Origin of the sequence: Clostridium sp. 1001275B_160808_H3 (assembly GCF_015550425.1) — a bacterium.
In the GTDB taxonomy this organism is placed as follows: domain Bacteria; phylum Bacillota; class Clostridia; order Clostridiales; family Clostridiaceae; genus Clostridium.
Genome location: NZ_JADNAT010000005.1, coordinates 108,231 through 134,227 on the forward strand (window position 1 = coordinate 108,231; position 25,997 = coordinate 134,227).

Annotated in this window: 24 protein-coding genes; 20 read left to right on the forward strand and 4 right to left on the reverse strand. The window is 26.6% G+C overall.

What is annotated here, in order from left to right; genetic code table 11:
• Positions 1-238 precede the first annotated feature (238 nt).
• The 3 genes from I2A75_RS05525 (at position 239) to I2A75_RS05535 (ending at position 4,191) form a co-directional block, all read left to right on the forward strand.
• Entirely contained in the window at positions 239-964 is a 726-nt protein-coding gene (locus tag I2A75_RS05525) for a MurR/RpiR family transcriptional regulator (RefSeq protein WP_195263481.1), read from the forward strand.
• A 287-nt stretch (positions 965-1,251) separates the two neighbouring features.
• Positions 1,252-2,847, forward strand: coding sequence for a PTS transporter subunit EIIC (locus I2A75_RS05530; RefSeq protein WP_195263482.1), 1,596 nt, complete (start codon positions 1,252-1,254; stop codon positions 2,845-2,847).
• A gap of 15 nt (positions 2,848-2,862) precedes the next feature.
• Positions 2,863-4,191, forward strand: a complete 1,329-nt coding sequence (locus I2A75_RS05535) for a 6-phospho-alpha-glucosidase (RefSeq protein WP_195263483.1) — start codon at positions 2,863-2,865, stop codon at positions 4,189-4,191.
• Between the two features lie 203 nt (positions 4,192-4,394).
• Here I2A75_RS05535 and I2A75_RS05540 read toward each other — a convergent pair whose 3' ends face one another.
• Positions 4,395-4,805 carry a hypothetical protein gene (locus I2A75_RS05540; protein ID WP_047002332.1) on the reverse strand — a complete coding sequence of 137 codons (411 nt, stop codon included), beginning with the start codon at positions 4,803-4,805 and terminating at the stop codon, positions 4,395-4,397.
• Positions 4,806-4,910: 105 nt separating this feature from the next.
• Positions 4,911-5,936: an IS1595 family transposase gene (locus tag I2A75_RS05545; protein WP_047002333.1), complete on the reverse strand. Its 1,026-nt coding sequence runs from the start codon at positions 5,934-5,936 to the stop codon at positions 4,911-4,913.
• Positions 5,937-6,123: 187 nt separating this feature from the next.
• Between I2A75_RS05545 and I2A75_RS05550 the strand changes: the two genes are divergently transcribed.
• The gene (locus I2A75_RS05550; RefSeq protein ID WP_195263484.1) at positions 6,124-6,804 is read left to right on the forward strand and encodes a DUF5680 domain-containing protein; all 681 of its coding nucleotides are present in this window, start codon (positions 6,124-6,126) and stop codon (positions 6,802-6,804) included.
• A 109-nt stretch (positions 6,805-6,913) separates the two neighbouring features.
• On the opposite strand, the gene I2A75_RS05555 is transcribed toward I2A75_RS05550, so the two are convergent.
• Entirely contained in the window at positions 6,914-8,116 is a 1,203-nt protein-coding gene (locus I2A75_RS05555; RefSeq protein WP_195263485.1) for a YibE/F family protein, read from the reverse strand.
• 279 nt (positions 8,117-8,395) lie between these two features.
• Between I2A75_RS05555 and I2A75_RS05560 the strand changes: the two genes are divergently transcribed.
• From I2A75_RS05560 to I2A75_RS05625, 15 genes are all read left to right on the forward strand, one after another.
• Positions 8,396-9,085 carry a response regulator transcription factor gene (locus I2A75_RS05560; protein WP_195263486.1) on the forward strand — a complete coding sequence of 230 codons (690 nt, stop codon included), beginning with the start codon at positions 8,396-8,398 and terminating at the stop codon, positions 9,083-9,085.
• Positions 9,086-9,236: 151 nt separating this feature from the next.
• Entirely contained in the window at positions 9,237-10,484 is a 1,248-nt protein-coding gene (locus tag I2A75_RS05565) for a HAMP domain-containing sensor histidine kinase (protein ID WP_195263487.1), read from the forward strand.
• A gap of 127 nt (positions 10,485-10,611) precedes the next feature.
• The gene (locus tag I2A75_RS05570; RefSeq protein ID WP_195263488.1) at positions 10,612-11,022 is read left to right on the forward strand and encodes a hypothetical protein; all 411 of its coding nucleotides are present in this window, start codon (positions 10,612-10,614) and stop codon (positions 11,020-11,022) included.
• Positions 11,023-11,097: 75 nt separating this feature from the next.
• Positions 11,098-12,177, forward strand: coding sequence for an efflux RND transporter periplasmic adaptor subunit (locus I2A75_RS05575; RefSeq protein ID WP_195263489.1), 1,080 nt, complete (start codon positions 11,098-11,100; stop codon positions 12,175-12,177).
• A 1-nt stretch (position 12,178) separates the two neighbouring features.
• A complete protein-coding gene (locus I2A75_RS05580) occupies positions 12,179-12,859 on the forward strand; it encodes an ABC transporter ATP-binding protein (protein WP_195263490.1) in 681 nt (226 codons plus the stop codon).
• Positions 12,849-14,057 carry an FtsX-like permease family protein gene (locus I2A75_RS05585; protein ID WP_195263491.1) on the forward strand — a complete coding sequence of 403 codons (1,209 nt, stop codon included), beginning with the start codon at positions 12,849-12,851 and terminating at the stop codon, positions 14,055-14,057. Before I2A75_RS05580 ends, I2A75_RS05585 begins: the two co-directional genes overlap by 11 nt.
• Positions 14,058-14,221: 164 nt before the next feature.
• Positions 14,222-15,121: an MFS transporter gene (locus I2A75_RS05590; protein ID WP_243242041.1), complete on the forward strand. Its 900-nt coding sequence runs from the start codon at positions 14,222-14,224 to the stop codon at positions 15,119-15,121.
• A 16-nt stretch (positions 15,122-15,137) separates the two neighbouring features.
• Positions 15,138-15,374 carry a hypothetical protein gene (locus tag I2A75_RS17950; protein ID WP_243242044.1) on the forward strand — a complete coding sequence of 79 codons (237 nt, stop codon included), beginning with the start codon at positions 15,138-15,140 and terminating at the stop codon, positions 15,372-15,374.
• Between the two features lie 383 nt (positions 15,375-15,757).
• Positions 15,758-17,647 (forward strand): endonuclease MutS2, encoded by a 1,890-nt coding sequence (locus tag I2A75_RS05595; RefSeq protein ID WP_195263492.1) that lies wholly within the window; start codon positions 15,758-15,760, stop codon positions 17,645-17,647.
• Positions 17,648-17,847: 200 nt separating this feature from the next.
• On the forward strand, positions 17,848-18,636 hold the full coding sequence (locus I2A75_RS05600) for a 5'-methylthioadenosine/adenosylhomocysteine nucleosidase (protein WP_195263493.1): 789 nt from the start codon (positions 17,848-17,850) through the stop codon (positions 18,634-18,636).
• Positions 18,637-18,874: 238 nt separating this feature from the next.
• On the forward strand, positions 18,875-19,663 hold the full coding sequence (locus I2A75_RS05605; RefSeq protein ID WP_195263494.1) for an EcsC family protein: 789 nt from the start codon (positions 18,875-18,877) through the stop codon (positions 19,661-19,663).
• Between the two features lie 86 nt (positions 19,664-19,749).
• Positions 19,750-20,199, forward strand: coding sequence for a GNAT family N-acetyltransferase (locus I2A75_RS05610; protein ID WP_195263495.1), 450 nt, complete (start codon positions 19,750-19,752; stop codon positions 20,197-20,199).
• A 26-nt stretch (positions 20,200-20,225) separates the two neighbouring features.
• Positions 20,226-20,609 carry a VOC family protein gene (locus I2A75_RS05615; RefSeq protein WP_243242047.1) on the forward strand — a complete coding sequence of 128 codons (384 nt, stop codon included), beginning with the start codon at positions 20,226-20,228 and terminating at the stop codon, positions 20,607-20,609.
• A 14-nt stretch (positions 20,610-20,623) separates the two neighbouring features.
• Positions 20,624-21,151: an N-acetyltransferase gene (locus I2A75_RS05620; RefSeq protein ID WP_195263496.1), complete on the forward strand. Its 528-nt coding sequence runs from the start codon at positions 20,624-20,626 to the stop codon at positions 21,149-21,151.
• Between the two features lie 23 nt (positions 21,152-21,174).
• Entirely contained in the window at positions 21,175-21,732 is a 558-nt protein-coding gene (locus tag I2A75_RS05625; protein WP_195263497.1) for a hypothetical protein, read from the forward strand.
• Between the two features lie 282 nt (positions 21,733-22,014).
• Here the strand turns inward: I2A75_RS05625 and cplR are convergent, their stop codons facing one another.
• Positions 22,015-23,664, reverse strand: a complete 1,650-nt coding sequence (cplR, locus tag I2A75_RS05630; protein ID WP_195263498.1) for an ABC-F type ribosomal protection protein CplR — start codon at positions 23,662-23,664, stop codon at positions 22,015-22,017.
• Between the two features lie 363 nt (positions 23,665-24,027).
• On the opposite strand from cplR, the gene I2A75_RS05635 reads away from it, so the two are divergent.
• Positions 24,028-25,980 carry a TetM/TetW/TetO/TetS family tetracycline resistance ribosomal protection protein gene (locus I2A75_RS05635; RefSeq protein ID WP_195263499.1) on the forward strand — a complete coding sequence of 651 codons (1,953 nt, stop codon included), beginning with the start codon at positions 24,028-24,030 and terminating at the stop codon, positions 25,978-25,980.
• The last annotated feature ends 17 nt before the right edge of the window (positions 25,981-25,997 follow it).

A 25,997-nucleotide genomic window follows, 5' to 3' on the forward strand; every position in this document is an offset into this window, starting at 1 on the left:
AAATAAATATGATAATATAGTATATATAATTTGATTAGATACTATAATAGCTAAAATTAATAGAATATTGAATAGTTTTTTAGTAGAAGTTCAAAATTGAAAGTATATAGTATTTGATTTTTTATTTAGGTTACTGAGATAGTAATTTTATTTATATGATCTCAATCACTTGGGGATTTTATTAAAATATTATCTTTATTGTAACTTATATTATAGTCATTTAAACTGGGGGTATCATATGAAGTTTGATATTTATAAAATTGCTGATAACTATAAATTAACAGAAACAGAAAGACAAGTACTTGAATATATATTAAAAAATATTGATAATGTCTTAGATAAAGGAGTGAGGGAAGTTGCTCAAGAGAATTATACTTCTGCAACTACAATAATTAAATTATCAAAAAAACTAGGATACACTGGATATGTGGATATGCTGTATAGATTGAATTTTATAATAAAGAATAATGAAAAGAATCAGGAACGTACGTCAGATATAACTAGTTTTATTGATGAAATAGATAAAAATATAATAGATTCCTTTATTGATAATCTTATAAAGCATAGGCAGGATATAATTTATATTACAGGTACAGGATTTTCATCGCCAATTGTAGATTTTTTTTGTAGGAAGATGCTTGTATTAGGTTTTAAATGTATTAAGACAAATTCTTATGGAGTATATGATAATAATCAAATAGGTGGAGCTTTAGTAATAGGTATATCCAAAAGTGGAGAAACTGAAAGTGTAACAAAAGTTATAGATTATGCGGCAAAAAATAATTTAGATATAATAACATTTACTGGCAGACAAAATAGTCATATGGCAAAACAATCTACCATACATTTTTCTATATTAGATGATAAAGAATTAGACGATAGAAATATTACAGCAAATTACTTTTATGCAAGAGTGATGATTGTAATGGAATATTTATTAGATAAGGTAATGAATAGTTTGTAAAGATTTAGAAACTATCATAGGAGAAATTCTGTGATAGTTTTTTATTTTATACGTTCTTTTCCTTAGTTTTAAAGTGGATATATGTAAGTTTGCGTTGACTTGGAGTGGAGCGACGGAACAAGCAAATTTACATATATCCACTTTTGTTTGTAAAGGTAAACATGTTTACTTTTTCAGTAACATGTTCCTGAAAAGGTTAAAACTATTAACAATCTTTATTTAAAATGTTATTCTATGTTCAAGGTAATTACCAAGCAGAAAATAAAAAAAAGATAGGGGATATTAGAATGAAGGATAAGATTTTAGATAGTATGCAGAAATTTGCTAAAGCTATGATTGGACCAGTCTTATTTTTACCAATAGTAGGTATGTCAATTGCACTAACAGCGATACTTACCAATACAACTTTTGTTAGTGAAGGCGGAATCATTTGGACAATAGGAAAATTCTTTAATGGGATGTTATCACCTATTATGGGAAATTTAAGTATTCTATTTTGTGTTGGAATTGCCATGGGTATGGCTAAAAAGAAAAAAGCAGAAGCATCTTTTGTAGCTATTATGTCGTATATATTATTTTTAGGAGCAAATAGTAAGTGGTTAGAATTATCAGGTAAATTAATAGCAGGTAATACTGCAAGTGAATTATATGGAACTGGGCAAACAATTCAATTAGGTTTTCATGTAACAGACATGGGAGTTTTCCTAGGAATGATATTAGGAATAGCAGTATCTGTAATTCATAATAAGTATGTTAGCAAAGAATTTAAGGGTGCTATGGCATCTTATGGTAATAGTAAGTTTGTATTTATAATTATGATTCCAATAGTTGCAGCATTAAGTATATTAGCAACATATATTTGGCCAAGCATAGCTAATGGAATTACTGCTCTTACAGGATTTATGAGCACTGCAGGTGCTTTAGGTGTATTTATTTATGGATTCTTAAATAGATTCTTAGTACCTACAGGACTACATCATTTAATTTGGTCTCCATTCTTATACTCAGCAGTAGGAGATCAAATGATAATAAATGGAGAAAACGTTATAGGTGCAAAGCCTGTATTCTTAGCATTACTTAATGACCCTACAATAACAATGATGCCAGATTCAGCAAGATTCTTAAATTATGGTTTAGTAAAAACATTTGGTGTTATTGGTGTAGCTTTAGCATTTTATTTCACAGCTAAGAAAGTAAAACGTAGTAATTTGAAATCACAATTAATTCCATCAACACTAACAGCAGTAATAGCTGGTATTACAGAACCATTAGAGTTTACATTTATTTTTGCAGCTCCATTATTATGGTTTGTATATTCTGTTATAGATGGATTCTTCCAAATGATAGTTTATGTGCTTAATGTAAGAGTTTGTGCAACAAATGGTATTTTAGATTTTCTTGTAATAAATTTACCAGCAGGAATTGGGAAAACTCATTGGCCAGTATATATCCTAGTAGGATTAGTTGAAATAGCAGTAATTTTTGTAGTCTTTAAATTTATGATTGAAAAAATGAACTTAAAGACACCAGGTAGAGAAGATGATGATAGTGACAGTGCAATTGATTTAAAGGAAAATGCATCAAAAGTTAAAAAAGAAATGAAATCATCAAACAAAGAAATTGATAATGCTGAAAATGATAGAGAAAAAGCTTTAACTATTATTAAAGCATTAGGTGGAAAAGAAAATATAGTAACTGTAGAAAATTGTTTTTCAAGACTTAGAGTGGATGTTATTGACGATACTGTAATCGATGAGCAAACATTAAAAACTACAGGTGCATCAGGTGTGGTTAAAAAAGGAAAAAATATACAAGTTGTATATGGACTTTCAATAAGTAAAATAAGAACAATAGTAGACGACGCATTAGGAATAGCAGAATAAGGAGGAATATTAGAAATGAAAAAATTTAAATTAGTTATAGTTGGTGGGGGAAGTACTTATACTCCAGGAATTGTGAAAAGCTTATTAGCTAAAAAGGAAGAATTTAAAATAGATGAATTAAGATTATATGATATAAATGAAGAACGTCAAAATAAAGTAGGTGTAATAGTAAAAAAAGTTGTTGAAATGTTTGATCCAGAAGTTAAATTAATATTCGCAACTAATCCAGAAGAAGCTTTTAAGGATGCAGACTTTGTTTTTGCACAAATGCGTGTTGGTTTATACAAGATGAGAGAGATGGATGAAAAGATTCCACTAAAATATAATGTAGTTGGACAAGAAACTTGTGGACCAGGAGGATTAGCATATGGGTTAAGAACTATATATCCTATGGTTGAAATGATAGATTTCTGTGAAAAATATGCAAGTAAGAACTATTGGATAGTAAACTATTCAAATCCAGCAGCTATTGTAGCAAAAGCAATGTACAAGTTAAGACCAAATGCAAGGATTTTAAATATATGTGATATGCCAGTTGCAATTATGAGAAATATGGCAAACATTTTAGATTGTGATAGACACGATATAGAAGCAGATTATTTTGGATTAAATCATTTTGGTTGGTTCACAAATATAAGAGTAAATGGAGAAGATAGAACAGAAGAGCTTAAAAACTACGTTCTAGAGCATGGATATTTACCTCCAGATTCAAGAAGTGAGGTAAGACATAATGATGCATCATGGCTTCATACATTTACTAATGCAAAACATATGATGCAAATGTTCCCTAAATATCTTCCTAACACATATATGCAATACTATTTACTAGGAGATGAGGTTGTTGGACATTCTGACAAAAATCGTACTAGAGCAAATGAGGTAATGGAAGGAAGAGAAAAGAAGATATTTGATTCAGTAGATAAATATACTGCTACAGGAGAAATTGATCTTTCACAATTCTTTACTGGAGTGCACGGAGAATTTATAGTAGAAGTTGCTATGAGCTTAGCATTTGACCTAAGAAAAAGACATTTAGTTATGGTTGAAAATAATGGTGCTATTAAGAACTTACCAGATGATGCTATGGTTGAAATCCCAGCATATATAACTAAAGATGGTCCAGAAGCAGTTCGTGTTGGTGAAATTCCTACATTCTATAAAGGATTAATAGAACAACAAGAAGCTAGTGAAAAGTTAGTTGTAGAAGCTGCAATTGAAGGTTCATACGAAAAGGCTCTTATGGCATTTACTATGAATAAGACAATCCCATCAGCATTTGTAGCTAAGCAAATATTAGATGAAATGATTGAGGCTAATAAAGAATACTGGCCAGAATTAAAGTAATATAATAAAAATAAAGTAACACAAAAAGATATTCTCAATTAATGAAGAGTATCTTTTTGTGATTTTTAAATTAGAATCAATTAAGTATATTCAAAGTTTATTTTAAATATTGGCTCTGTTTTAAAATATTGTTGATAATGTATTACATTTTAAAAGCCCAGTAATTCTAAAATTACTGGGCTTTTACTATTGATAATTTTAAATTAATCTTCTAACAGTTTCTTGTATTCTTCAACATCATCAAATTCTGTCGCAAAATACCCTGGTGTTGCCCCTATGTTCTTCATCTTTATTGAATTCCCTTTATTGATTTTTTTTATAAGAATTTCAAAAGAGTTGTTTTTGTCTAAAACAATTTCGATAGTTCGTTTGTCCCCAACTAATTTATATTTATCGGTAGATAGCTTTTCATAAGTCCCACTATTAACTTCTCTATTGTCGATATACTCTACAAAACTATTTTCTTGGGGCTGTACAGACACTTGAACAATATGTCCATCTGTAGTTATCTCACTTTGATAGAATCCTCTTAATAAATTATCATTGGTATCTTTACAGCCATAAAGTATAAAGATGCTTAGTAAAGATAGTATCAATATCTTAAATTTTCTCATAAATAATCCCTCCATTAATCTATTAAAAATTATGTGTTTAATAGCTTTAATATATATATTTATTATATATTAATTCATCTTTACAATTCCATTATTTTCAAAATATTATATGAATATTGGTCGAATATTTTTAAATTCCTTTATTTTAGTATAATTATGAGATATATTACTATGAACAATAAAGTTTTTAACTCTAATAGATTCTTTTTCTGAACTAAATGTATTTAGCCATTTATGCCATTTCATATAGTTGTTAAGGTATTTTGTTGAAACACCATTAAACCTACTCATCCATCTTTTTAGATTAGAATGTAGGCTATTTATATGTTGAATATGATATATATCTTCTTTATGCTTACCACTTTTGATTCTCTTATGTTGTAACTTCATATCCTCTGCAAATTGCATGTAGCTTTTGTGGCTGTCAGTACAAAGAATAGAGTCTTCTCCTATACGATTAGTATAAAGTCTTTTTAACTCTTCTGAGGTCATTCTTCCAGTACATAACAACTCTATAATTAAGTTACCTTGCCTATCAAGAGCGGTACCTACACAAACTTGTTCTTTAGAGATACCTCTTTTCTTAACCTGCTTACCTCTTTTGCGAGAAGGTCTTGGCATATTTATAGGTTTAGTTCCTTTATATGAATAAGCAAAAAATACTTCATCTGCCTCAACTACACCATCAACAGAACCTACACCAAGAAAATCACTTATACAATTAAGTATTTTATGTCTCCAAAAGAAACTCGTTGCTATATTTATTTCAACTATTTCAGCACATTTTCTTATTGAATAGCCATTTAACATGCACTTAGCATATTTTAACCATTTGTCTAAAGGTTTCTTACTTTTATATGTTGCAGAGTTAGTAAAATCAGTAAATGTTCTTCCACAATTTTTGCAAATGTATCTTTGTTTATTATTATATTTACCATTTCTTGATATATTTTCACAACTACAATGAGAGCATACTTTCCCCTTAGAAAATCTAATTTCTTTAACATCTTTAGTTATTTCATTAACTTGAGAGCCTAAAATAAGTAGTTCTTCTAACTGAGATAGAATTTCTTTTTGTTGATATAAAGATAATTTTTGAATTTCTGTTAATATAGATGATACATTTGCCATAATTGAACCTCCACAACTGTTTATATTAATATTATACCCTTATTTTAAAAAGATTACTCAAATATCAACATTTAAATAAAACAGAGCCTAAATATTAAATAATGCAACTGTTAGTTGACAAAATTGTTAGTTTTAGGTGATAGATTATTAGTAGATTTAGCATTAAAATTAATATGAGGTGAGAGGAATGGGGTTTAATGAAAAACTACAAGGATTAAGAAAAGAAAAAGGTCTATCACAAGAAGGATTAGCTGAATTAATAGGAGTATCGAGGCAATCAGTCGCTAAATGGGAATCTAAAAAATCATATCCAGAGGTTGATAAATTAATTCAACTAAGTAATGTATTTGGAGTAAGTATTGATAAGTTATTAAAGAATATTGAAGAGGAATGTTGTGGCAAGGAAGCTAAAAGAAGTATTAATGGTATAGATGAAAAAATAATAGATTTTTTATGTAGAGCAAAGAAATTAACATATGCAGGTGGAGGATATAAAACTCAATCATCTAGACCCAATTCTTATGATCTTAAATATATAGAAGAAAATTTTAAGTATATTGATACTTATTTAGGAAGTGAAAAGTTTATAGGTGAAGAAGCAATTTGGATTAATGATAGTCCATTTTGGGCTATGAACTATTCAGGAAGAATTATTGATGAAGGATTTTCAGGTAGCTTTTTAAAGGAAGTATTATCAAAAGTTACAAAAGATTATCCTTATAGGGGGCCTATGGTATATCAAAATGAAGCTTACAAATATCATTGCATTGTTGAAGGTGGTTTTGAATGGTTTAAAGGTTATGAAGAGATATACCTTAAGGATGTTAAAGTATATGAATGTATATTTCATGGAGGAATTATACTATAAGTAAAAAATAACTGGACTATCTTAAAAAGTAATTTAAAATAATATTTTAGGTGTGCCTATTATGGCTAAGAGGTAAATTTGTAAAGGGAGTCGCGTTCCGCGACATCCTTTACTTTTTAAATTTAAGTTCATTTTTACATAAATAACATCCTATAAAAGCAGTAATTGGAACTGCTAGTACTATTCCTATACTTCCAGATAAGCCTTGAATTATTTCAATGCCTAAAAGGTCTAAATTTATCAATTTATTAAAAGGCATATTTGCTGAAAAGACTAATATTAAAATACTTAATGAGCCACCAGCAAATGCTAAAATTAATGTATTAGTCATTGTCCCTATAGTATCTTTACCTATGTTCATAGCACTTTTAAATAATTCATTAAAACTTATTTTATCGTTTACTTTATGAATTTCAAATATTGATGAAGCAATTGACATTGCAATATCCATTACAGCTCCGAGTGTTGCAACTAATATTCCAGTAAACATTATTCCTTTAAGTTTTAATCCTGTGTCTTCAGCAATATATGCTAAACTTTCTGCTTCACTCATATTTAATCCTGAAAGCTTTGTTAATGATCCAAAGATATAAGCTATTAATCCTGCAATAATAACACCTGAAACTGTGCCTAAAATAGCTGTTAAAGTCTTTTTATTAAATCCAGATACTAGTATAAGCGTTACAGTTATACTTAATATGCTCATTAGAATTCCTGAGAGTATTGGATTAACACCTCTAAGCATTAAAGGAACCATTAAATAAATACAACATATCAAGGTAAAGATTAAAGCCACTAGAGATTTTAACCCCTTAAATCCACCTATTATAACAACTGATAATATAAATACTGATATTAATAAATAAATCATATTACTTCGATCATAACTATATAAATTCATTTGAGTAGAACCATCTTTTTCAATAACGCCTACTATTACTTTAGTACCTTCTTTAACTTTTAAATTATATAATCTGCTTATTGGATTTTCTATTTCAAATGTATTACCAGAATAAGGCTTTGATGAAATTTTAACTACTATCTTTTGAAATCCTACTTCAACATCTTCTATATAAGGATCTTTTGTCAAATCTTCACTTAAAATTTCTGTAACAACAGCATTATAGTATTTCATTTGACCATTATATTTATCAGGTAAAAACCCACTTCTAAATATAGATTTTGAAATAATAATTAAGATGACACTAAAAAATATAACTCCTAATAATAAAGTAAGATTTTCATTAAACTTAGCTTTTACAAAATATTGTCTTTTGTTAATTTTTTTGTTTTTCCCACCCTTTTTACCCATATTATCCTCCATAGTAATATATTTACTATAATAATTATATTATAGTAAAATTAAAAGGTAAATTAGAGTAACAAATAATATTTGTAGCAAATTGAGAAGATAGGTATAAATACTCATATATGATATTAAAAGATGAAGTTTATCAATATTTATATATCTACTTATATATGAATATAAGAGTAAATTTACAAGCAAATTTTGCAAGATAATACTTTTGTTTGGATAATTTTGTATTATAATGTAATAAGATTGAAATTTATAAGCTATAGGGAGATTGGAATGATAAATATATTAATAGTAGATGATGAAAAAGAAATTGTAGATTTAATTGAACTTTACTTAAGAAATAAAGGGTATTGTATTTTTAAAGCTTATGATTCAAATGAAGCATTAAAGATTTTAAATTCAAAAAAAATTAATTTGATAATTATGGATTTAATGATGCCTGATACAGATGGGTATGATTTAATAAGAAAAATTAGAAGTAATAGTAATTTACCAATAATAATTATTTCAGCAAAATGTGAAAATCATGATAAAGTTATAGGGCTAGATATAGGAGCAGATGACTATATAACGAAACCTTTTGATCCATTGGAGTTAATAGCTCGGGTTAATGCTCAATTAAGAAGATGCTATTTATTGAATTTAGATGAAAATAAGGACAACATTATAAAGAGTAGAGATTTAATATTAGATAAAGATAAAGTTAATGTAACTAAGGGTGAAAAAGAAATATCCTTAACTTTAAAAGAGTTTAAATTACTAGAATTATTTATGGAAAATAAAAATAAAGTGTTAACTAAGCAAAGGATATTTGAAAATGTTTGGAATGAGGAATATTTATATGATGATAATGTAATAATGGTACATATAAGTAATTTGAGAGATAAAATTGAGGATGATAATAAAGAAAATAAATATATAAAAACAATAAGGGGAATAGGTTATAGGTTTGAAGATAAGTAATTTTCTTAGAAGTAGAAGTTTAAGTAGGATTTTTGTTATTAATTATATATATACCATAATAATTTTTATAATAGCTTTAATCTTATTTATTGTTATTTCAATTTTGGGAATTGCTTCTAATATGCAATTAACCAAAGAGGAACAAAGACTAATGGAAGAAGAGTTTTTCGTTCAAAGTTATGAAGATATTAATATTAATGGAGTATTAGAAGTTGGCGGATGGATAGAAACTATAGAAAATAACAAGGTTGTTAGTGTAATTGGTGAAAAGAAAGATAATATTAATGATTACAATTTATTAAATGTTATAAATTCCTATGAAGATCAATTTAAAAAGGAAGAAAAATTTTTCGATTCAAAAGTATATAATCAAGGAGATAAAATCTACATAGTAAAAGTTCCTAATAGTGAATTCTTTTTAAAGAAACAATTAAGAGAGAAAAGTTTAGGAAGAAGAGTTCTTGAAACTATAAGATACTCATTAGTTATAGCAGTTATATTTATGGTACTAGCTTTATGGGGTGTTTATTATAAATATATAAAGAAGATTAGAGAACCTTTAAATCAAATAAATTTAGGAATAGAAAAGATGAGTAAGGGTAATTTATCAGTGAGATTAGACTTTGAAGGATATAAAGAAATTGATAGTATAAGAGATAGCTTTAATTATATGGTAAAAGAAATAAAATTAGCTAATGAAAATAAGAATGAGCTTGAAAAAAGTAAAAGGGATATGATAAGAGATATAGCACATGATATAAAAACTCCAATAACTTCTATTATGGGGTATTCAAAGGCTTTAAATGATGGAACTGTACAAGATTCAAAGGAGAAAAGAATTTATTTAGATTATATTTATAACAAAACATGTAGATTAAATTATTTAGTTAATGAACTTTTTATATTTACTAAACTAGATAGTGTAGATTATAAATTAAATATGGAACAAAAAGATATTTGTGAATTTTTAAGAGAAGTAGTAGCTTTTTATTATGGAGAAATTGAGGAAGCTGAATTTAACTTAGAAATAGATATTCCAGAAGAGCCGATTTATTATAATTTTGATGCTGAACAATTAGAAAGAGCTATATGTAATTTGATAATTAACTCTTTAAAATATAATATAAGACATACAACATTATTTGTTGGACTAAATAGTAATGAAGAAGATATAGAAATAATAATTAGAGATAATGGAATAGGAATTAAAAAAGAAATAAGAGATAGGGTTTTTGAAGAATTTGTAAGGGGAGATATGTCTAGAGATTCTAGTGGAGGAAGCGGACTTGGACTAGCTATTACTAAAAAGATTATAGAATTACATAAAGGAAAAATTATTTTGAATACTGAGGACGGACTTGGAAGTGAATTTAAGATAATTTTAAAAAAATGGGGGTAGCTTATTATAGTTATCTCTATTTTATTATGCTTAAATCAAAATTAAGATAAACTTAAGGTAAGTAATATTGTATTTATTTAATGGAAATAGTATTATAAAAATGAATATTTCTGGAAGGAGGTGGGCGATGATGGAAGAAAATGTAGAAAAGAAAAGTGTGGGTGCTGGAATTATTACAATGTCTGTACTCGATTTATTTGGACAATTTTTTATAACAATAGGTTGTTTAGTTAATATTTTTGCAAAAGATCTTGTAAGTAATATGATAGCAGAAGCAGGGGTAAGTGCTGGAGAACAAGCAACTACAACAGATTTTGTAATAACATTAGCTATATCATTAATAATAACTATAGCTGTAATATTAATTTTATGTAAAAAGCCTATTGGAGCATTTATATTTATAGGTATAGAGGTATTATCATTTATTTATTCAGCAATAACTTCTGGAGTAAGTTTATTAACACTATTAAATTTAGTTTTCCCAGCATTAATGATTTTCTTTCTTTATAAGAAGAAAGACATTTATTTTGTTAAATAATAATGTGCAAATAGAGTAAATCTAATAAATAGATTTACTCTATTTATTTAAGAGAATTATATAAGAGGTGATAATATGAAGAAAAAACAAATTATAATAGGAATTAGTATATTTACATTAGCTTTAATTGCTACAGTAAGTGGAGCATTATATGTTAAAAATAAATCAACAGTAGATAGTAATAAAGAAAATAAAGTTGATTATTTTGAAATAGAAGAAGCTGGGGGTTTGAAGTTTAAGGGTAGTAGTATTATAAGTAATGAGCAAAAGATAATTTTAGATAAGTCCAATGGAGAAGTAAATGAAGTATTTGTAGAAGATGGAGAAATTGTAGAAAAGGATACAGTGCTTTTTAATTATTATAATGAAGTCATTCAAGAGCAAGTCGATGAGTTAAATAGACAAATTAGTTCATTGAGTTCAAAGATTGATAGAGAAAAAGAAAGAATAAGTAAGTTAGAAGCACTTAAAAAAGAAGTACAAGCATCTGCACAAATAACAAATCAAGCAGAACAAAACTTAAATCAAGGTGTAAATATACAAGGAGAACAAGTTGAAAATGCTAGTGTGTTAGAAGAGTTAAATGCAAATTTAAATGACGTTATTTCAAAAAGGGATGCTCTTAAAGAAAAAGTAGTAAAAAGTGTAAAGTCAGAAATAACTGGAAAAGTTTATATAAATAATGAAGATCCTACAAAAGAGTATATGAGAGTGATTTCTGAGGATTCTTTAATTGCATCAGAATCATCAGAATTTGATATAGAGGAACTTAAGATAGATGATAAAGTAGAAATGAAGATTATAAGTAATAATAAAAAAGTTACAGGTAAGATAACAAAGATTGAAGAAATTCCATCAATGTCAACAGATCAAAAGTCTATGGTGTATAAGTTTTATGTTAAACCTGATGAAAGTATAAAAATAGGGTTTAGCGTAGAGTTAACAGTAAATCCAGGAGAAATAGTAATCCCTAAAAGTTGTGTTATAGAAGAAGAAGGAAAACTATATGTTAAATTAGTTGAAGGCGAAAATAATAAAAAAGTAGAAATATCAGCAACTTTAAAGGATGATAACTACATAATTCAAAATGACACTTTAAAAGTAGGAGATAAGATATTATTAAATCCTTCCGAAGATAGTAAGGAGGAAGTATAATATGATAAAACTGAAGGGTATAAATAAGTATTATTCTTCAGGAGAAGAAAAACTACATGCATTAAAAGATGTAGATTTAGATGTAGCTAAAGGTGAATTTCTAGCTATAATGGGTCCCTCTGGATCAGGTAAATCTACAATGATAAAAATATTAGGCTTATTAGATAAAGAATTTGAAGGAAGCTATTTTCTTGATGAAAAAGAAGTAAAAACTCTAAATGATGATTTACTTAGTAATTTAAGAAATGAAAAAATAGGTTTTGTCTTTCAAGACTTTAATTTAATTGATAGGTTAACTATCAAAGAAAACATAGAACTTCCTATGTTATATATGGGAAGAGGAATTAAAGAAACTAAAAATAGAGTAAAAGAGCTTTTAGAAAAAGTAAAATTACTAGATAAAATTGATAAATATCCAAAACAATTATCAGGAGGACAACAACAGAGAATATCGATAGTTAGATCATTAGTAAACAATCCAGATATAATAATTGCTGATGAGCCTACAGGTGCCCTTGATAGTAAAACTTCAGAAGAAATAATTGGAATATTTAATGAATTGAATAATGAGGGAATAACTATTATTTTAATCACTCATGATATAAATGTTGCTAAAAAAGCAAAAAGAATAGTGAAGATCTTTGATGGACAACTTAAGGAGGTAGATAATAATGAAATTTAGAGTTTTAGTTTTTGCCGCCTTAAGAAATTTAAATAGAAATAAGAAAAGATCAATTCTTACAATGATAGGAATAATTATTGGTATTGCATCTGTTATTACAATAGTGGCACTAGGACAAGGATATAAAAATAAGACCATTAAGGAATTTACAGGAGAAACAGATGGGGCTGTAGTTCTTATGGCAAGCTTTAGCCCAGAAACTTTTACAGAAGAAGTTTCAAGTATGGAGTTTTTTAATAATAAACATAAAGATGCAGTTAAGGGAGTAGATTCAGTAGAATCAGTAGAATTTCAGTATAGTAGTAATTCTTTTGGTGAATATATGCAAATGGATATTAGAGGGAAAGTAGTTAATGCTTTAGTTAAGCCTGTAGAAGAGTTTGATATAGCAGAAGATGCTTTTGGCAGAAACATAACTTCAAATGATAATCTTCTTAAAAATAGAGTTATATTTGCTTCAGAACAAACATTAAAAAGTAACTTTGATAATGTAGAGGAAGTAGTAGGTGGAATAGCAAATATAAATGGAATATCTTTTGAAATAGTAGGCATAAAAAAGGCTCCAGCAGAGGAAGAATTGAATTTATTTAATATGGAAGGTGACGTAAAAATTCCTAAGGAAACTTATGATAAATATTTTGCTGGAATTAAAAATGTAGAAGGATTAAAAATCACTCTAAAAAAAGATAGTGATGTAAAAGCCAGTATAAAAGAAATAGAAAATACTTTAAATTCAATCGAGGGAAATATAATTAAGGGAAAATATGAAATAATAGATACAAGTGGAATAGTGAATTTACTTGGGGGAGTACTTAATACTATAACCATGTTCATTGCATCAGTTGCAGGAATTTCTTTATTTATAGCAGGAATAGGCCTTATGAATATGATGTATACATCAGTTTCAGAAAGAATAAGAGAAATTGGAATAAAAAGAGCACTTGGAGCAAGGAAAAGAGATATTAGAAGAGAATTCTTAATTGAAGGTATAGTAATTACTATGGTTGGTGGATTAGTAGGGTATATACTTGGAATGATTATTGCAAACATAATATCTATGTACTTTAAATTAGTAATTACTCCAAGTTTATTTACAAGTTTATTAGCAATAGGAATATCAATTATAATAGGACTTGCATCAAGTTTTATTCCAGCAAGAAAGGCAGCAAATGCAAATACCGTAGATATACTAAAATAGAAAGTGGTTAATTCACTTTCTATTTTTTAAAATTAAACCATATAATATATTTATAACTATTTGGAGGTACTATTTATGTTTAGACCAATTTAACTTAATTTCTAAATTCATTTTTAACCTTTTTATAAAGGTTTATTTGTTATGTTTTTAGGAGGAAAGTTAAATTGAATATTAAAAGAAATATACATTTAATGAATCTTATAGTATTTTTACAAGGGTTCGTATTTTATGCTCCAATAGCTACAGTACTTAGAGAAAATAGAGGACTATCATTATCGCAAATTTTCTTAATAGAATCTATTTCTATGGTTTTAATAGTAGTATTAGAAATGCCTTGGGGAATTTTTGCAGATAAATTTGGGTATAAAAATACATTAATAATATCAAATTTTATATTCTTTATATCTAAAATTATATTTTTTAAAGCAAATTCATTTGTAATGTTTTTATTTGAAAGGGTATTACTATCTATATCAATATCAGGTTTATCAGGATGTGATTATAGCTTAATATATTTATCAATTAATGATGAAGAAAATAGTGAGAAGATATTTGCTAGATATGAATGGTTCTCAACCATAGGTTTTTTAATTGGATCAATAATATCAACTTATATAGTTAATATATCAATGGACTTAGCTGCTTATTATACTATAATTCCGTATGGAGTAGCCTTTCTAATGTCTTTATTTATAGTTGATATAAAAACTGAAATTGTTAAAAAAGAAAGTATAAAAGATAATTTCAAGTTTGTAATTAGTAATAAGTCAATGATAATATTTATAGTTGGAACTTCTTTAATTAGCGAAGTAGTTCAAAGTATAACTGTCTTTTTAAATCAAGGGCAATATATTAAAAGTGGAATAGATATTAAATATTTTGGTGTTTTATTAGTAGCAATTCAAGTTATGAAATTAATATCAGTAAAGTCTTATAAATTAAGTAATATACTTGGACAAAAGAAATCAATAGTATTTTTAATAATAGTGATATTAGTAAATTCATTTATATTGATAATTGTAGACAGTCCAGTATTGAGTTTTTTTATGTATAGCATTAATTGATATTAGTATGGCAGTAATGGAACCAATGATTATTGATATAAAAAATAAATCAATAATTTCTAAAAATAGAGCAACTATTTTATCTATATATTCTATGATAGGAAGTATTATATCAGCATCCATTAACCCAGTTATAGGATTTGCATCAAATTCATCATTAGAAAATGGATTAACTATTTGTAGTTTAATTGCTATGACTTCAATAGTTTTAGTGGGATATTATATAAAAACTCAGGATAATGAATACAAATAATTAATTTTGTATTGACCAAAATTAATTTGTATCATATATTATATTTAGATAGATTTTAAAATAAAGAGAGGTATTTTTGTGAGTGTTTAGTATCTAAAATAGTAATTGAATATTAATTCTAAAAAATAGGGTGGTATACCTTTATTTGTTGTGGAATTAATAGAACTATAATAGATACAAGTCCACGAATATACTTTTTGGGTGTTTTATATACCTTTATTAGTGTTGAATTTAAAGCTGTGGAAGTATCCATAGCTTTTTTATTTGTATAAAATAATTTGTTAATTTAATTATATGACTTATAAGAAGTATGGGAAAATATATTATTTAAAATCTATCTAGAGTTCGTAGACTTGTAAATAATACAAGGAAGGTTTTTTAATATGAATAAAAGTACACTAGAAAAATTACATTATTATAAATTAAAGGAAATTATTAAGGGGTATTGCGTTAGTGGTTTAGGTAAAGCCTTAATTGATAAGCTTGAACCTAGCGATAATATAAAAATTGTAGAACAAAGACTTGAGGAAACATCAGAAGGACGAAGGTTACTAGATGCATCTTATCATATACCATTAGAAGGGATTTTTGATGTAGTACCACTTATTGAAAAGATTGATAAAGGGGCATCATTAGATCCAAATGAATTAGTAATGATATCTAACTTTTTAAGAGGATGCAGAAAAGTAAAATTATTTATAAAAGATAAAGAAGGGTATGCTAGGACATTAAGCTCATATGGAGAAAATATTACAGATTTAAGTTATATAGAGGAAGAAATAAATAATTCAATTAAAGGCAGTATTGTTGATTCAAATGCTAGCAAAGAGCTTAAGAAAATAAGAAGGCATATTGATATTTGTGAAGGTAAAATAAAGGAAAGACTTGAAAAGTTCTTAAAGAATAGTGCTAATAGAGAGTATATTCAAGAAAGCTTTATAAGTCAAAGGAATGGAAGATATACTATACCAATAAAGGCAGCATTTAAAAATCAAGTTCAAGGGACTATAATTGAAACTTCAACTAAGGGTTCAACTGTATTTATAGAACCAAATGTGATAACAAAGTACACAACAGAACTTGCAACATTAAAGATAGAAGAAAGTATTGAAGAGTATAGGATTTTATCTACAATTACTGAAATGATCTACGAAAGAATGAGAGATTTGAAAATAAATATTGAAGTAATATCAGAGTATGACATGATTTGGGCAAAAGCTAAATATAGTCGTGAAATAAATGGAATTAAGCCTAAAATAAATAACCATGGATATGTAAAGATATTAAAAGGAAAGTATCCCTTAATTAAGGATGGAGTACCATTAGACTTTGAAATTGGAGAAGATTACAGAAGCTTAATAATTACTGGACCCAATGCTGGTGGAAAAACAGTTGTGTTAAAAACAGTAGGACTCTTAACTTTAGCAACACAATCAGGATTTCATATAGGAGCAAAGGAAGGAACTGAAATATCTTTATTTAATAAGATATTTGTAGATATTGGAGATGATCAAAGTGTAGAAAATGCCTTAAGTACATTTTCATCTCATGTTAAGAATCTAGCACAAATTTTAAAAGAAAGTAATAAATCTACTTTATTATTATTTGATGAAATAGGTAGTGGAACAGAACCAAATGAAGGAGCAGCACTTGCAATTGCTATATTAGAAGAATGTTATCATAAAGGGTGCATAACAGTTGCATCAACACATTATGGGGAAATAAAAAATTTCTCAAAGGAACACCCTGATTTCGAAAACGCAGCAATGGAATTTAAGAAAGATACACTTGAACCACTGTATAAGCTTTCAATAGGAAAATCAGGAGATAGTAATGCTTTATATATTTCAAAAAAGATGGGTATAGATGATAATATTATTGAAAGAGCAAGAAAATATATAGACTCTAAAGAATATAACTATAACCTAGTTAAAGAAAGTAAAATTTCTAAAAAGAAAACTCAAAAGAGTACAATTGAATATAATTCATATTCAATTGGAGATAAAGTTAGACTTTTAGATAATAATAAAGAAGCAATAGTATATAAAGAAATGGATGAACTAAACAATATAATAGTTTTGTGTGATGGTGAATTTATTGAAGTCAATTATAAAAGATTAAATCTAGAAATAAAGGCTGAAGACCTTTATCCAGAAGGATATGACTTAAATCAATTATTTGTAAGTTATAAAGAAAGAAAGCTTGAAAGAGATATTGAAAGAGGATCTAAAAAGGCTTTAAAGAAGATAAGAAAAGAGCATTTTATAAAATAAAATTAAGAGGATGTCTGAAGCATCCTCTTTTGTTTTGGAGATTAAACTTTTGATTGTTATAAATATATTCAAAAAAGATACAGATAAATAATATAAATAGTATTGAATAAGTAGTGAAATTGTGTTATATATAATTTATACGAATTATATAAAATATTTAAAAAATAATATTCGATGTATGACGAAAGGATGAAGAAAAAATGAAGAAAATATCAACATTGATGATTATGGTTTTGGTTATGGCAATATCAGTATTAGGTGGATGTAGTGCTGGAAATAAAAGTGGAAATGATAAAGTATTAGGTGTAATTGGCGCTATGGAAGAAGAAGTTGAGATATTAAAAGGTAAAATGGATATAAAAGAAACCGTAGAAGTTGCAGGTATGGAATTTTATAGAGGTACATTACAAGGTAAAAATATAGTTTTAGTGCGTTCAGGAGTTGGAAAAGTGAATATGGCTACATGCACACAAATATTAGCAGATAAATTTAATGTAACAGCACTTGTAAACTCAGGAGTTGCAGGTACACTTGATACAGAGTTAAATCAAGGAGACATAGTTATTTCAACAGATGCTGTACAGCATGATTTTGATACTACAGTATTTGGAGATCCACTTGGTGAAATATCAAGATTAGGAATTACTTTTTTTGAAGCTGATAAGGATATGATTGAAATAGCTAAAAAAGCATCAGAAAATGTTTCAGGTATTCATATAAAAGAAGGAAGAATAGCATCAGGAGATCAATTTGTAGCTGGTGGAGCTATAGCTGATAGAATAAAAGAAAATTTTGGAGAAGTATCAGCTGTTGAGATGGAAGGAGCTTCAATGGCTCAAGTTGCATATTTAAATAATATACCGTTTGTTATACTTAGATCAATATCAGATAAGGCAGATGGTGGTGCAGATTTATCATATGAAGAATTTTTACCTATAGCAGCTAAAAATGCGAGTGCTTTAGTTGAAGAATTTATAAAAATTTATTAATTAAAATTATATATGTAGTTTATGTGAAACTCCCATTTTAATATTAAAATGGGAGTTTTTTAATACATAAAAGTATATATATAAATTTTACTTAGTTTTATGAATTGAAATAGAGTAAAAATTATATATTAATAATTTTTTATTGTTTAAGTTATTATAATAAATATTCTATAATCCTATTAAAAAGGTATATAATAAAAATAAGATTATTAAATATCTTAAAGGACAGTGATTAATAGTGAAAAAAATAATAAATAGAGAATTAAATAAATTAAATAAAAAAGAAAATAAACTGCTTAATAAAAGAGAAAATAAATTTATTAAAAATAAAGTAGCATCAATTTCAGATAAGATTGAAGAAAAAATCCCACAAAAGTTGAAAGATACATTAGAAAGTGCCTTTTATAATGGATTTAAATTAGTGTTAGAAAAGGGAAGTAAGTATATAGAAAAGTTATATAATAAAGATAAAATTCAATTAGAACATGATGTGAATAATTATTCATTAGATAAAAAAGTTACTAGAAAAAGCATAAAGATAATGGATTCTCAAGGAAAGAAAAGTAAGATTATAAACTCTACCATATCTACAATAGAGGGAGCAGGTCTTGGAGTTGTGGGTATAGGATTGCCTGATATACCATTATTTATTGCAATGATATTAAAGACAGTTTATGAAATTGCACTAAGTTATGGGTTTAATTATGAAAGTGAAGAAGAAAAGATATATATATTAAACTTAATAAATGTTGCTTTAACAAATAGTAAAGAAAAAGTACTTTATAATGAAAAATTAAATGAAGTTGAATATAAAATAGATTCTAATATAGTGATAAATAGAGATTTAAACTTAGAAATTAGAAGTACATCACAAGTATTGTCAGAAAGTTTGTTAATGGCCAAATTTATTCAGGGATTACCTATTGTTGGAGTTTTAGGAAGTATAACTAATTATCAAGTCATTAATAAAGTTAGCAAATATGCAAGGATTAGATACAAAAAAAGATATTTAAATAAAAAGCTATAGACTATAATAGTATTTAAACATAGTATTATTTTAATTAGATAAGATAATTAATATTAAAACTATAGCAAAATACTTGAGGTAAGATTATGAAGTTAGTTATAAAAGAAATCAATAATAAAAATTATAATGAAGCATTAAGTTTAAAAGTTAAAAAGGGTCAAGAAGATTTTATTGAAACTGTTGAGGAATGTCTAAATGAAGCAAAGCAAATACCTTTATGGAGGCCTGTAGGTATATATAACTATAATCAAATTATAGGATTTGCTATGTATGGACTATGGGAAAATGAGGGAACATATGGGAGAGTATGGCTAGATAGATTTATGATAGGAGATGAGTTTCAAGGAAGAGGATATGGAAGTGAAAGCTTAAAACTTATATTAAATAGAATTTATAATGAATATAAACGTAATGAGATATATTTAAGTATTTATGAAAACAATGATTTAGCAACTAAGATGTATGAGAAACTTGGATTTCAATTTAATGGTGAATTAGATATAAATGGTGAGAAAATAATGAAATTAGAAGTATAATAAATATATGATAGGGAGATGAATTAATGATGAATATTAAGTTTGTTACAATTACAGTGAAAAATTTAAAAGAATCAATAAAATTTTATGAGGATGTATTAAATTTGAAAATTGCACGAGAATTTTCACCAATGGAAGGAACTAATATAGCATTCCTTAAAGGAGAAAGTTCAGCAATGATAGAATTAATAGAATATGAAAATAAATCTATAAAAGATGAAGTTAATCATTCAAAAGTGTCTATAGGATTTGAGGTTACAGATTTAGATAATACAATAAAAGAACTAGAAGAAAAAAATATAAAAATTATTAGAGGGCCTATTAATACTCCTGGTGGAGAAAGATTTATATTTATAGAAGATCCAAATGGAGTAGAAATAGAGTTGATAGAGGGATTTAAGATTAACTAAGTGAGGATTTTTTTATGATAATTATAAGACAAGAAGTAAATAAAGATTATAAAGAAGTAGAAAATGTAATTGAAGAAAGCTTTAAAAGTGCAGAATTTACAGATAATGATGAGCATAACTTAGTTAAAAGGCTAAGAAACAGCAATGAATTTATAAAAGAGTTATCTTTATTAGCTGAAATTAACAATAATGTTGTTGGCCACATTCTTTTAACTAAAGCTTTGATAAAAAGTGAAAATAAAGATGTAGGAACTCTTGCACTTGCACCTCTAGCAGTATTGCCAAAGCATCAAAAGAATGGTATAGGCAAGAAGCTTGTGAATGAAGCTATAGAAAAATCAAAAGAGTTAGGGTATAAATCAATAGTAGTATTAGGACATGAACATTATTATCCTAAGTTCGGATTTAAAAAAGCAAGTAATTATGGAATTAAGGCTCCTTTTGATGTTCCAGATGAAGCTTATATGGTTTTGGAATTAATTCCTAATGCACTTAATGAAGTTAATGGTGTAGTAGAGTATTCAAAAGCATTTTTGATTTAAGTTAAAAAATAATGGAGATATGTATGAACACAGAATTATTATGTGAAATTTCAGATGGATTAAATAAAATAGGATGTGCTTGGGGCATTGGAGGCTCAGTCTTATTAAAATATCATGGATTAATAGAAAAAACAAATGACATAGATATTTTAATTAATTCAAAAGACTGTGAAAAAGTAATTGAATTTATGAATACAATAGGAAATAAAGTAGAATTGTACTCAAAAGATCCATTTAAAACGGAAAATTTCTTTGGATATAATGTAGATGGAGTTATGGTAGAGTTTATGGGTAATTTTAAAATAAATTTACAAGGCAATAAAATATATGAATTTATTTTAGATGATAAATCAATTGTCGATAATTTAATATTAGAAGATAGTAAAATAAATTTTACTTCTTTGGAAGATTGGTTTGTAGCATATTTAGCAATGAATGACCCAAAGAAAAGAGTTCCTTTAATAAAAGAGTATTTTAAACATAATGGATTAAAACATAAGGATTTATTACAAAGAAATTTAGAAAAGAATCTATCAGAGGATATTAATTTATCAATAAAAGAGATTTTGTTACCACATTAATGAATTTTCTAGTTAAATATAAATTAAATTTGCTATAGGAGAGTTTTATTACAATTTTTAAAGTTATAGGCATCATATGTTATATTATAATTCTTTATATGTGTCAGGGTTAGCATTGTTTGGTATTGTAGTTTATTTTAATCTTTAATATTATTATAGAAACATTAATGGAATTAAAAAAGATGACTTCTTCTCAATATAGAAATCATCTTTTAAATTAGTCTATTATTTTTAAAAAACTATCATTAATAAGGTGGAGAGGTTATTAATTATCTACCTTTTTTATTGATTTCTTAGTTCCTTAAGCTGCTTTAATAATTCTAAATATTGATTTTCTAATGGAGCCTTTTTATTTGGATCATTTTCAAAGGATAATAAAGAAATAACTTCTGAAAGCTTATTTTCTAATATTAATATATTTTCTTTAAGAATCTTTTCGTCCTTATCAATCTTAGGCTTAGATTTAAAATTAATATATTCATCGTAACTACCATCAAATTGAATAATTTTATTATTATCTATTTCTAATATATAATCACAAATATTTGAAATAAATTTTCTATCATGAGATACTATTAAAAGAGTTTTATTAGTATTTTTCAAGGCATTTTCAAGAGATTGCATGCATTTAATATCTAAATAGTTTGTTGGTTCATCAAGAATTATTATATTATTGTCTGAAAGTAAAAGCTTACAAATAGCAACTCTTACTTTTTCACCGCCACTTAAATATGAAACTTTTTTAAATACATTATCTCCCTTAAAGCCAAAGCCATCTAAATTTGTTCTTATAAAACTTTCTTTGAAAGAAGAGTCAATTTTAATATTATCTAATATTGTTTTATCTGGATCTAGTATATCTTGAGATTGATCCAAATATCCAATAACAGCATTTTTAGAAACTTTTATATTTTCATTATTGTTATTGATAATTTCTTTTAGTAAAGTACTTTTACCACATCCATTTTGACCAATTAAAGCTACTTTTCTACCTTTTTTTATTTTGAAAGTAGATTCATTTAATAGAACTCTATCTCCAATAGTAATATTTAAGTTCTTTGCTTCAATAGGATTTTTAGAAGTAAGTTCTAAATTTTCAATAACATCAATTCTTATATCTTTATCTTCTTTAGGTTTTTCTTTTACATCTAATTGATCAATTCTAGTCCTAATAGCTTTTATATTATTTTCTAATTTCTTTTTACCTTTTTGACCACCCATTTTATGAAGCCTAGCTTCTGAATTACCCATCCTTTTAGGTGTTCTTCTAATACCATCTCTTATATTTTCTTTTGATACTATAGCTTCTTCAAGTCTTCTTTTTTCAGTAATATATTGATTATATTCAGTATTTTCTCTTGCTTTTTCTGCTTTTTTTAGTTCGATATACTTAGAGTAATTTCCATTGTAGATATTTAGTTTTCCATCTTTAATTTCAACAATAGTATTACATAAAGAATCTAATAGATTTCTATCATGTGAAACCAAAAGAAGAGCTCCAGAATAATTTTTTAGCATATCTTCAAGAATTTCAATGCTATTACTATCTAAATTAGAAGTTGGTTCATCAGCAATAATTAGTTTTTTATTTTCACTTAAAGCATTAGTAATTTTCATTTTGACTTTTTCTCCTCCAGAAAGATAATCTTTATATTCAGTAGGAGCATTAAAAACACTTTTTACTTTGTTAAATGAACAATCATTTAGGCTATTTCCAAATTGACTAATATAAGAGTAACTTGAAGTTAAATAAGATGTTCCTTCATCAGAAGGTTCATCACCAATTAAAATTTTTAAAAGAGTAGTTTTACCAGCGCCATTATCGCCAACTAATCCTATTTTATCTCCATCTAGTATTTCAAATTTGTCTATATCTAATATTAATTTATCACCATAATACTTTTTGATTTTATTTAATAATGCTAATTGCATAAAAAAATCCCTCCTTAAAATGTAGGAGAGAGTATACGACTTTATAGAAGGGTAACACAAATAAACCTTAAGCCAGTAATCCACTCTCCGTAAATTTTTACACAACAAAAAAAGACTCATTAATGTCATAATTTTATTGTGAATTAAAAATTCTAAAAGTAGATTACATTCTCATGTTTGAAATTACCTTTCCCTTTCTTAAATTTTGTTTTCATTTTTCATTATAGCACTATTTAAAATTATTTCAAATGTTTCTATGATATAATTAATAATAAATAATATATATGTTTCAATTTATAAATATAATTAATATAAATGTAGACTTTATTACAACTTATTTATCAGTTAAGAAAAGGTGATAGAATGAAAAAGACAATAGGAATTCTTGCTCATGTAGATGCTGGCAAAACTACATTTTCAGAGCAAGTACTTTATCATACAAAGAGCATAAGAAATAGAGGGAGAGTAGATCATAAAAATTCATTTTTAGATACACATGATATTGAAAAAGAAAGAGGAATTACAGTATTTTCAGAACAAGCTACATTTCAAATTGGAAATTCAACTTATTATCTTATAGATACCCCGGGACATATTGATTTTTCAGCAGAAATGGAAAGAGCATTAGGTATATTAGATTATGCAATTTTATTAATTAGTGGAGTAGAAGGAATTCAAGGACATACAGAGACTATTTGGAATTTGCTAAGAAAATATAACATTCCAACATTCATTTTTATAAATAAGATGGATAGAACAGGGGCTGACTTAGAAAGAGTACTTGAAGAAGTTAATGAAAATTTGGCTAATGATATATGCCATATAGATTCTATTCATGGAATGAGTGAAGAATTAATAGAATTTATTTCTGAGAGAAATGAAGATCTTTTAGAAAGATATTTTAATGGTGATTATGAGGAAGAAATTTGGATTAATGAGTTAAAAAAACTTATAAAAGAAAATAAAGTGTTTCCATGTTTAAGTGGAAGTGCCCTTCAAGATGAAGGAATAGATAACTTTTTGAATATATTTAATGAGCTTACTTATACAAATTATGATGAAGAGGAAGAATTTTCAGGAAGAGTTCATAAGATAAGATACGATAATAATGGAACTAGAATTACTTTTATAAAAGCTATTAGTGGTAATCTTAAAGTAAGGGATGAAATTACTTATGGAATGTTAGATGAAGAAATAACTGAAAAAATAAGTAGCATAAGACTTTATAATGGCAATAAGTTTTCTACTGTTGAAAAAATATCTGCTGGGGATGTGTTTGCAGTAACAGGAATCACTAAGGCTATGCCAGGAGAAGATACAGGGAAAAATAGGGGAAATATAAAGTTTAATATGATTCCAACATTAACATCTAAGGTTATTTTTGATAAGTCTTATAACGTAAAAGAAGTTTTGGGATATTTTAGAATATTAGAAAATGAGGATCCAGCATTAAATGTTATTTGGAATGAAACACATCAAGAAATTCAAGTTTCAATTATGGGTAAAATTCAGCTTGAAGTACTTAAAGAAGTTGCATTAAATAGATTTAATTTAAAAATAGAATTTGGGCCTTGTGAAATTATGTATAAGGAAACTATAGATAATAAGACATATGGATATGGACATTTTGAGCCATTAAAGCACTATGCTGAAGTTCATTTAAAAATAGAGCCAAATAAAAGAGGAGAAGGAATAACCTTTGAAAATAAGTGTCATGCTGATGATTTAACTACAGGAAATCAAAACTTAATTAAAACACATATCTTTGAAAGAAATCATCATGGACTTTTAACAGGCTCGCCAATTACAGATATAAAAATTACTTTGCTAACTGGTAGAGCACATAATAAGCATACTGAAGGTGGAGATTTTAGAGAAGCTACTTTTAGAGCAATGAGGCAAGGATTAGAAAAGGCTAATAATATACTTCTTGAACCATTTTATAAATTTAAAATAGACATAGAGCTTGATTATATGGGGAAGGTTATATCTGATATTCAAAGGCTAAATGGGAGCTTTGATCCTCCAGAAACAAAATTAAATAAAGTTTCTATAACAGGAAGAGGACCAGTAGCTACATTTATGGATTATAGCTCGGAAATACTTACATTTACTAAAGGAAAAGGCAGTATTAGCTTAATATTTGATGGATATGATGTATGTCATAATACAGAAGAAGCAATTGAGAAAATAGGATACGATAAAAATGCAGATATAGAATATTCATCAAGTTCTATTTTTTGTTCAAAGGGACAGGGGTTTGTAGTTCCTTGGGATAATGTTGAAGAATATATTCATTGTGAAATAAAAGAATAAAAGGTAAATTGGGGGAA